The organism is Dysgonomonas sp. HGC4 (assembly GCF_001261715.1).
In the GTDB taxonomy this organism is placed as follows: Bacteria; Bacteroidota; Bacteroidia; order Bacteroidales; family Dysgonomonadaceae; genus Dysgonomonas_A.
In genome coordinates this window covers 1-9,173 of record NZ_CVRU01000036.1, presented here as the reverse complement: position 1 = coordinate 9,173, position 9,173 = coordinate 1, and the positions used below count along the sequence as shown (strand labels likewise).

Below are 9,173 nucleotides of genomic sequence, written 5' to 3'. Positions count from 1 at the left end.
GTTCATTGAAATACATCTAACAGGAGTAATAGCCTTAATAATCATTAGTTGTGATTTGCTTTCAAAATTGTATCTTAGTTCATTGAAATACATCCAAATCCATACGGGGCGCAACGTCGGATACGTTGTGATTTGCTTTCAAAATTGTATCTTAGTTCATTGAAATACATCCCCATAATTCACTATCAGTAGTAAAGATTAGTTGTGATTTGCTTTCAAAATTGTATCTTAGTTCATTGAAATACATCAGGCGTACCGCCGATTAATACAGATACAGGGTTGTGATTTGCTTTCAAAATTGTATCTTAGTTCATTGAAATACATCTTATAACGACGTTAACAAGCGTATGGAGTAGTTGTGATTTGCTTTCAAAATTGTATCTTAGTTCATTGAAATACATCATACCATACAGCAAGTATATGTATTTCAACATATTGCAAACACCATTAGCATTTGAAAAATCAATGTATTTCAAATAAAAATCCCGACTTTGATCGGGATTTTTATTTTCTAAAACAATTCAAGTTGTTGAGCTCCTGTTTTTTTTGATTCAGGGCTTTTCCCGTAAAACAGTTCCATCATACCAAACTGTTTATCTGTAATACAGAGTATTCCGACATGTCCTTTTGCCGGAAGAAAATTTTTCACTCGTTTGATATGTACATTAGCATTCTCAACACTCATACAATGCCGTAAATAAGTCGAAAACTGAAACATGGTAAATCCATCTCGCTGTAAGTTCTTCCTAAAATCAGCGTATACTTTTCTATCTTTCTTTGTCTCGGTAGGTAGATCAAATAATACTAGAACCCACATAATACGGTATTGATTTAATCGGTCTTGCTCCATATTACCGATGGATTATAATAATTCGGGATATTTAATTTTACGTAGTTTCCCTTCGAAACATTGGTTTAAGGATGCAGTTGTCTGACCTGCGGCAATCATCAAGGGACTTTTTTGATTCCCCATCATCACATCTATGGTTGGTATTTGTAACAATTTGCTTTTTAACGAAGTCGTTAATTCGGTATAATCCTCGCCACTATCTACTATCGAGAAAACTAATTCATCGACAAATGGACGATATGGTTCCATTATATCGTCTGCCAAGCAATAAGCATTGTATCGATTGTGGTGGTGTATACCCAACGTTGGTAACAACCCACTTGCTACTAACGAGCGGGCAATAACTGCACGAAGTATAGCATACCCATAGTTTAGTAGGTTATTAGGTGGATTCTCTTCTCTGCCTCTTGTGAAGTTGTCAATCTGAGGAAAAGCTTCTTTCCAATAATACGCAGCAGCACGTCCTTCAAAGTTATCGGGATCACCACTTTTTACTTCTCCTGCCCAGTGCATCATATTACGGATATTACAAGACCTAAATTTCTTCAATACTTCTGCTTGATTTGTTATTTTGGCTTTTATGGTTTGCTGCCATAAGTTTTTCTTTAAAGGGTCAGAAGCATTAATCTGTGAGTTAAATCTTTCGCTTTGTGTCTTGTTTCCGCATAATGGGAGCATCAGCCCTACAGGCATCCGACTACTATCGCAAGTCAACAATGCTGTGTTGTTATCCAACAGTTTTTCTATAAGCCCATGTGTTAGGGTTATTTGTTTATGGTCGAGTACAACTACGCCTAAGTCTTCAATCAGAAAGAGGGTTTCACTTGCTTTTTTGAAGTTTTCAGGCAAGGTATCATTCTTCTCAACTTCGGGTAGTTTTACCACCAACTGGTTGTTGCGCATACTTAAGTACGCAGGGTTGCCAAAGTAAAGTGTCTTCTTGATCATGGTAATAGAGGTTTGATATTTCCGAGTCTGTCTACATCAAGTTTTATACAGTATTTTTTAATCTGTATACGATCTATCGAATTTTGATTTTTCGATTGAGGGCTACCTAACCCCAATTCATTCTGCAATAAGACATCTGTGTATTCCAATGAATGTTCTTTTTTCAAATTTTCTGCATTTTTTCGGGCAACATTTTTTGGAAACCCATAAAGTAATGAAGCAAAATTCACAGGAACAAAATTCAATGTAGTCCCGCTACCATCTGTAAATTTATATATCCTACTTTTATCAAGGCTATCAATATCAACAGGGGTCTTATTATCATTATCTATTTCATCTTGTGTTGGAAGATACACTAAATCATTTGCACATAGATTAAAAATCCAATTATATTCAGGAAAATCAGGGTGGCTACCGGGGCAAGGATTTTCGCCATTTTTTAAATTATTCAATAATTCTTTTAATGTAGGAATATAAAATTTCCTTTCGCCTTTTTTTATTTCATAAACACCACAAAATGCGTTACTTCCAGCATCTGTTACAACATATTTGGTACTTTTTTGTCCATCTTCCGAAACTGAAAATTTCGCTCCCATCACATCTGCCATTCTTACTTTATAAATTGGCTTATGGGGTTTCCCTTTTTTCGTTAACCCATGTTTTGGTTTAACTATGGCTTCATTTAATGCTCTTATACCATCGTAAGAAAATGCAGTTTGTGGGTCAGAATCGTAATTTTTCAAATGGTTTTGTAATATTTCTTGAATACCTGTGTCGGTAATGCTTTCAATCATTTTCTTTACCTCTTTATCAGAAGAAATGGTCGCCAAACTTTCCAACTTACAACCATACCTTGTGGCTACAAACTTATCATAGACTCTTACAGTTGGATAATTAACTGATAAACAAGCAACAATTTCAGATATAGACAATTGCTTCTTCATGTCCTCAATCTTCTTGCTTAACAAATTATCAACAATATCATAATCTTCAAAAATAGCTTCCTCCAATTTGATGTTTGAAGTTTTATATGCAAGTTTTACTTTTCCGTAAAAAGTACTCTTGTGTAACGATTGCCTAATACTAAAGTTCTCTTTACCGCTTAACCCCTCTTGTTCTTTAATCACAATACTCCCATTTTCAAGAGTGGAATATTTGTTCCAACGCTGACGAATAATCCTATTTTTTTGTTTGAAGCTTGCAATGGTATCTTCTAATGCCGTTTTTGCAATATCCTTAAAAACATTTCCGCTTATATCTTTGTATTCATAGTTATAGTTTATAATGCCTTCTTTTGTTTTTAGTTGTGCAGGCGGTAAAAAATACCATTCCTTTGTGCTATTGTCACCTCTTTTAGTATCCGTTAATTGATACTTTATTATTTTTCTCGTTTTCAGTTTATCTTCGCCTTTGTCTTGCGAAGATATATTATTCAAATAGTTCACATGATTTTCGGTAGTAAGTGCAATAATTAAAGCATCTATAGCATGGTGTCTGTGGTCAATTCTTTTAGGATCAAAATTCTTATTTATTTGCTGTGGAATCTGATTATTGTTTACAAACACTTCGTGTCCATTCATTATTCGAATATCACCAAACAAGGTTGATTCCGTTAACTTATTCAACCTTTTATAACGTGGCGACATAAGATCACTCCATATTTCATTTAATTGCCAATGCTTTTTCAATGTTGATGTGATTGTTCCGTTTGTAGCTAATACATTCTTCGACCGATAAGTATCCTCATCTTTTTCACGGACTATGTTACTTAACAATTTTACAGCCATCTTGGAGATGTATTGCATATTAACTTTCTGACTATTTGTAAATTCGTCAGGAATATCTTTACACAGTAGAATATCACGTTTTTTACCAATAAAATTTCTATTTACTAATTCTTTATAATCATCAACAGATAGAATTGGAATCTCTTTATATCCGTGTGCAGCACATCTAATTAGCTTATTATTAGCTCCTAATATATATTCATATCCTGTGTTAGCTTTCTTGTCTTTATTGACTTCGGTCTCACAAATTACTTTATTTTCAAGAGAATTTAATGTAAGACGTTCTTGGGGAAAGATATGTTCAATTTCATATTTTGTTCTATCAAACAAATCGGAAAGTTTAATGAATTTGCCTGTGTATGGAGATTGATAACGTTGATCTAACCAAAGTTTGTATCGTTCGAATACGCCTTTACTAACCTTGGATATGTCTTCGCTTACAAGTTCTTTGATTTCTTTTTTAGAGATTGTTTCCGATGAATTTAATAGTTCATAAGAAACATTATCTTTTTCATATTCAATAGAAGCCAGCACTCCTTGCTCCAGAATTTTTAATTTTTCCTGTTGAAAGGGTGATTTTTCTTGAATTGAAGGATTTTCTTTTTTTAAATCCTTTAGTAATTCTATAATTCTATTATTGGTTTTTCTGTTTTCACTGTTTTTTTTGTCATCACTCTGTTTCTGTTTATTATTTTTCTTCATTTCTCGTCCTAATTCAATATGAATACGGTCGAACAGTTTGTTGTAGGTGAATTTTCCATTTTCATCAATACCCGCTTTTAATCCGTAATACATCCAAATATCTTTTACCACCTGCAACATTTCTATTAAAACTTTTTCAACTACAGGATTATTCAACGAGTGTTGTTTAAATTCATTTCGTATAAAGTTTTCTATATCATATGGAGAAGTCCAAAACTTGACATCTCCGACTTCCGAATGTCTACCATATACCAAATAGCAAGCACTTGAAAGCCATAATCCTTGAAAATCTGTTATTTCGCCATTGATTTCTTCTTTTGTAACCACTTTATCCAAAACTATCTCAACTTTTTCTAAGATGTCAGAAGGACGATTTTCCAGTATTTGTTCTACATCTTCCCGTTTCCAATATTTCCCTATTCGCAAGAATGGTAACAGTTTTTTGATCGTTTTTTCAGAATATGCTCCATAGTCGTTTTTATAACCACTAAAGGTGCTAAAACTTTTCACCAAATTACTTTTGTAATCTGCTGGTAACCCTGCTCTTTTCAACAATTTTTCAACTAATGAATTTAATCCTGATGAAAATTCGGACTTTTTTTTGACGGAATAAAAGAAATGCCATAATAAATATTCATTTTCGGGACTTAAAAATGTATCCCAATAAAAGTTTTTTATTTTCTTTGTTCGTATAATAAATTCAGATCTTGTTGGATTACAAATAATTTTATATTCGTTTTTCTTGTCTTCGTCATCATATTCCGGATAATTCCATTTGTAATTATTGGAAGAAATAGTCTTTTCGTTATGCAATTCTGATAATTTCTTCAATAATTGTTTTTGTGTAATTTCTTTTCTGTCGTTCAGAAATTCAAATATTTTTTCTTTTATATCAAGCGTTAGAAGTTCTCGGCTAACATCTTGATTTATTAAAATCTCATCACCTATAACATCTTCACATTTGATAATTTTCAAACTTTTTATGAATTGCCACAACCGAAATTCCTGATACAACGGATTTGCAGCATGAATTGCTTTTAATGGTTGTTTACATACCACACCTATTTCTTTATTAAAATAGTTGCGTTTTTCGTAGTCACAATCAGCGATTAATGATTTTTTTGATTTCAAATCTCGTTGATAGAACATAATGTCCGTACTAATCAAATTTTTAAAATCCAGATTAATTAAAGCATCTCTGCGAGTTTTATTATTAGGATATAATAATTGAACAGCTTGCCTGTATAATTCTCGATTATTCAATTCGGGGTGATATTTCTCTTGTGAATTATAAATTGCCTCCAATTCTTTTTCATAAAATTCTCTTTCTATAACCGTAACTAAACCAGCTTTTACCTTTTGATTTGGGTTTTGAAGCAAATTATAATAAATATAAGGAGCAACACCAGTTGTGTTATATTTAGTATTGAAAGAGTGAATGGAAGTCTCTGTTTTTAATTTCATTAATGACCAATCTTCTTCTTTGGGGATACTGATGCTTCTGCCTTTATCCTGTCCTCTCGGTATTCTGTTTCCATCTTTATCATATTTGGTTTTAATGATAAAATCACGGCTAGTGCCTTTCCAATCGGGAGTAAATCTGCTTTGTTGTTCTTTTATCCAGCCTGTTTCCAATTCTATTTCAAATATAAAGTTTTCTTTGTTTCTTCTTCCTGTATTACGAACATTCAGTACTAGCAAACTTTCTCTGATTTCATTGATAATGTATTCTGCTTTTTCGCTATCAACATTACCTTCATCATCATATTTTGAAATGATTTCAATCTCTTTTAAATCGTTTTTAAATGTTATTTGAACTTTAGACTCTTCTTTATATCGATATAATTCATTTTCTTCATTATTAAATTCAACAAGAACGATTTCATACAAATCTTTATCTTCTATTTTTATTACATTTTTCACTTTACCTGTGAAAGTTTCCAGTAATATCCCATCTTTCTGTTCTTTTTCATCTTGTCCGATTACTTTTTCGTAGCCTCGCTTTTGATTAAAACTCAACGTAATCCAAGCTAGTTCTTCTTTTGTTAATTCATTGTTTGTTTTTTGGAGTGCTTTTTTTCTCAAATAATACAAAGTCCAGTCGTATGGGATTTTTGTTTGTTTACTGTTATTTTTAACGTAAAATAAATTAGGGTGTTGTTGACGAAATTCATTTTCCATTTCTTGATAAGCATCCATAAACAAAAATTGATACTTACCATTATCATCTTTGTAATAAGCGAATTTTTCTTCTATTCCTTTTTTGAATTTACCACTACGCTTTCCTTTTTCATTTTCAAATTCTATCGACAATTGGTAATGTTCTGGCAAAGATTGTAACAAGTTCATAACACAATGTAGTCTATCACGTCTCAAAAGATAGCGTTCATTCAAACGGCGTGGAGAGCGTTTCTCCCTCCGTTGTGCTGCACTACTTGGTAACTTACCACCTGTTTCGAATGTAGCAATCTCAGCCGCATCCATAGGTAAGATTCTTGAACCAAGTCCAATTATTTTCACTATTTTCTTTTCATGATCCACCTCTACTAACGCCCAACCAATGGAGTTGGTTCCTAAATCTAATCCTAATATCTTTTTCATAGTATCCTTTTTATCAAAGCCTTAAAGATAAATAAATAAATTTTAAGAATATTGGTATGGTTCTGTGAAATTTTAATATATTTGCAAATACAATTTGGAAGCAAATCACAATAAGGATTATTCCGTTGTGAAAACATCAATTGCGGCACTTCGGTGTCGCTTTTTCTTTTATTGTATCTACTACATACGAAAAAAGCCGATTAACATCGGCTCTAAAATTCTATAATAAAGATATCTATGAGGTTTAACCCATATTCGCATACTCTCCAATCTTTGCCTCACAGATACGCTTAGTAATATCCCTCAGTAACTCCACTTTCGGAATCAGAGCATCAATGTCCTCTTTAGTAACTATGAATTTCGGATTATACCTCGCCTCTATATAAGCATCCTTTACCAGATTGAAAAGCCGCTTCTCTTCTGCCGAATTATTCGGAAAAACATGAGCCAAATCAGGTGAATGACCTTTGACAGATGCAGCCAGTTTAGTCAGGTTGTGTTGTTTATTACTTCTCAACGTAAATGCTAAACGAATAGCATAGTAATAGTTTTCACAGGCTTGGTGAATGAAAAAAGAAGCCATTCTATAACTTTCTTTTCTCATTGCATCATCTGTAAAACCTAAAAATTCGTTTGCAAAGCTAAATTTCTCATCAAAGTACTCCTGAGCCTGTTTTTGTATCTCATCAAACTTTAACTTTCTTCTTCGGGCTAGTTTAAACTTACCACTATCGTAAAGAACAACTCCTTCCTGTTTGATCTGAGTATGAAAATACCTGCCTTCTTCGAGAGCTTTATTTATCGTTTTAATATCGTCATTGATAAAATTGACAGGGGTTTGAAAGTCAGGTTCTTTATAGTATAATGCATCAATGTTATCTAATATGATTCCTGCTTTATTGTCTGATATCTTACTTGTGACTACATAGATATCATAGTCGGAACGGAAAGAGGTAGGAATACCGAATTCTACTCTTTCGTCATAGTCTACATATTCATTTCTCGCATAGCTACCGAATAAGATAATCATTTCGGCTTCGGGAAGCCGTTTATTAATCTCCATAACAAGGCGTATTAAGTCTTCTTGTTTGGATTTAGGAAGATAGGCTATGGACTTTTTCATCGGAATTGTTTAGATACTGTAAAATTAAGTTTACCAAAGATAAGGAAAAAGAAAAATACTTTATTATATAAATTTGTATATTTGTTAACTGGATATTTCGTGCTGCTATTTTTATGGGTCTGATACCTTTGCAGTTTCATAAGTCAAGCTTACAGTCGTAAATATATCTGTTTTTTTAGATTAATAATCGGTCTGATTTACCATCAGGCTATAAACAGACGTATGTATGACAACACAACAAACAAGCTCAAACGCATATTGTGCAATACTGATAAATTGTTCTTCTCTGGTATTAAGGCTATCCCATGACGAAATCAAAGAAAGCTATTCTGATAATCCTATGTATGTAGCTGAATACATTGAAAATGGAATGAAAGAGAATTTAATAGAACTGGCGTTCGATGATCAGAAAGCAACCCTGTCCTGTGCCTTTGACGGAAATAATACCTGCAATGCTTCTTATATATTCTTGGACAACTTGGATGAGTTGAATAACTATATCAGTTATCTGAATAAGACTTATGCTTATGATTATATTCAGAACCGTTGGACATTACCCAATTCTTTCATATCCATAAAAAAGGCGAAAGACGATATCTACTTTGTCTCTATTTATTAACGGGTTCCAAATATTGTATTGTAGAATGCGTGCTTTAGTTTATTAGCACGCATTTTTCTTTTTTATAATGAAAAAACAATGAAGTTAAGACTTTATTTTCTTTGTTTTATTATTGTTGTCTGGTTTGCTTTGAGACTGTTATTTTCTATTTGTAGTTTATAAATGGCTACACTCTGTCAACTATATGAATGATGAAGGTAAACTTTTTTTATCCAAGTTCTCCCCAATGATCCATCACGTTGTTTTATGACCTATATTAGAGTTCCCTATTTCATAATGGAAGCCCCACCCGAAGGATGGAAAAAGTTACCTGTAACTGCTACTCCTTAAAAAAATGATTAATGGTTAATAATACAACAAAAAAAGCAAATCAAAAATAATATTCATTTGAGAACAGATACAAAATAATAATTGGTCACTAATAACATAATGACACTGTTCTTCTACAATAAGAATATAGTACTCTTGTATCAACTTTTGTAACTTCGAACTTTTTTCATCTATATCTGAAATATCAAGGTTTAATATCAGCAATAGTATAAA

The 9,173-nt window shown here is 32.5% G+C and carries 5 protein-coding genes; 1 reads left to right on the top strand and 4 read right to left on the bottom strand.

All coding sequences use genetic code 11. From position 1 onward, the window contains the following. Window positions 1–511: 511 nt before the first annotated feature. The 4 genes from cas2 to HGC4_RS03785 all read right to left on the bottom strand — a co-directional run bounded on the left by cas2 (window position 512) and on the right by HGC4_RS03785 (window position 8,011). Window positions 512–850 carry a CRISPR-associated endonuclease Cas2 gene (gene cas2, locus HGC4_RS03800; protein WP_050708797.1) on the bottom strand — a complete coding sequence of 113 codons (339 nt, stop codon included), beginning with the start codon at window positions 848–850 and terminating at the stop codon, window positions 512–514. A gap of 12 nt (window positions 851–862) precedes the next feature. Beyond that, the gene (gene cas1, locus HGC4_RS03795) at window positions 863–1,798 is read right to left on the bottom strand and encodes a type II CRISPR-associated endonuclease Cas1 (RefSeq protein WP_050708796.1); all 936 of its coding nucleotides are present in this window, start codon (window positions 1,796–1,798) and stop codon (window positions 863–865) included. Beyond that, window positions 1,795–6,888, bottom strand: coding sequence for a type II CRISPR RNA-guided endonuclease Cas9 (cas9, locus tag HGC4_RS03790; RefSeq protein ID WP_050708795.1), 5,094 nt, complete (start codon window positions 6,886–6,888; stop codon window positions 1,795–1,797). The genes cas1 and cas9 overlap by 4 nt, the downstream gene beginning before the upstream one ends. A gap of 244 nt (window positions 6,889–7,132) precedes the next feature. Then, window positions 7,133–8,011: a HEPN domain-containing protein gene (locus HGC4_RS03785; RefSeq protein ID WP_050708794.1), complete on the bottom strand. Its 879-nt coding sequence runs from the start codon at window positions 8,009–8,011 to the stop codon at window positions 7,133–7,135. 226 nt (window positions 8,012–8,237) lie between these two features. Between HGC4_RS03785 and HGC4_RS03780 the strand changes: the two genes are divergently transcribed. Next, complete coding sequence (locus HGC4_RS03780) at window positions 8,238–8,630, top strand: hypothetical protein (protein ID WP_050708793.1); 393 nt, start codon at window positions 8,238–8,240, stop codon at window positions 8,628–8,630. Window positions 8,631–9,173 lie beyond the last annotated feature (543 nt).